The sequence below is a fragment of the Halobacterium bonnevillei genome (genome assembly GCF_009831555.1).
GTDB classification, from domain to species: Archaea; Halobacteriota; Halobacteria; order Halobacteriales; family Halobacteriaceae; genus Halobacterium; species Halobacterium bonnevillei.
The window spans coordinates 1-1,073 of record NZ_WUUU01000353.1 but is presented as its reverse complement, the minus strand read 5'-3'; the positions used below and the strand labels follow the sequence as shown (position 1 = coordinate 1,073).

The window sequence follows — 1,073 nt, the reverse complement described above, 5'->3', positions numbered from 1 at the left end:
GCGGCGTCGAACCCGGCCGGTGGCGCGGCGGCCGAACACCGACTCGGCGCCGGTCGACGAGGCGACGCGGTCGCTCGACCGCGACCTCGTCCAGCCCGGTGGGACGGTCACTGCGACGGTCGAGGTGCCGCCGCAGGACGGTCGGGTCGTGCTCTCCGAGACAGTTCGCGGCGGCACCGTCTCGAACCTCGAGGCGTCCCCCGAACCCGTGGACGCGGTCCTCGACGACGACACGCTGTTCGTCGCGTGGCGTCTCGACGGCGAAGCCCCGTCGGTGACCTACGACGTCGACGTCTCGGAGACGGCGCCCGACGGCACCGAGGTCAGCGTCGACGGGCGCCTGCTCGACGGCGGCACGGAACACGCCGTCGGCGGCGAAAGCGTCGCGGAGGTCGTCGCCAACATCTTCGAGCGGGTGTTCGCGCAGGCCGACGTGACCGACGACGACCTCGCGGAAGCCAGCGCTGCGCTGACCGACGGCGACCTCACCGTCGACGAGTACGACCGCGTCGTCAAGGAGTGGGCGCGCCGGCGTCCGGAGGGAGAATGAACGACGAGGAGGCCGTCGCGGCGCTCAAGCGCCTCGGCCTCTCCACCTACGAGTCGCGGGTGTTCGTCGCGCTCCAGAAACTCGGCACCGGTACCGCCAGCGAAGTCGCTGACCTCGCGGAGGTGCCGCGGTCCCAGGTGTACGGCGCCGCGGAGGACCTCGAGGACCGCGGCCTCGTGGACGTCGAGCAGTCGAACCCGACACGGTACCGGCCCGTCGACGTCGAGGAGGCCCGCGAGCGCCTCTACCGGCAGCTGCGGTCGGAGAGCGACGCCGCATTCGACTACCTGGAGTCCGTCGAGGCGGAGTACGCCGACACGGAGGAGAGCGAGTCCATCTGGACCGTCCGCGGTGCCGAGAACGTCGCCGCGCGGGGGGCCGAACTGCTCGCGTCCGCCGAGGAACGCGCCGTCTATGGGAGCGAGGACGTGACCCCCCAGATCCGGGACGCGCTCGCGGCGGCGGTCGACCGCGGCGTGGACGTCACCGTGCTGAGCGAGGACGAGGACGTCGTCGCGGTGGC

1 protein-coding gene and 1 pseudogene are annotated in these 1,073 nt (G+C 72.5%); both read left to right on the top strand.

All coding sequences use genetic code 11. The features are described 5' to 3' along the window. Positions 1 to 550 (top strand): annotated as a pseudogene (locus tag GRX66_RS19265) (Patched family protein); the annotation flags it as partial. Next, the coding region (locus GRX66_RS19260) for a TrmB family transcriptional regulator (RefSeq protein WP_159527871.1) at positions 547 to 1,073 on the top strand (527 nt) is incomplete at its 3' end. The pseudogene GRX66_RS19265 and the gene GRX66_RS19260, both read left to right, overlap by 4 nt.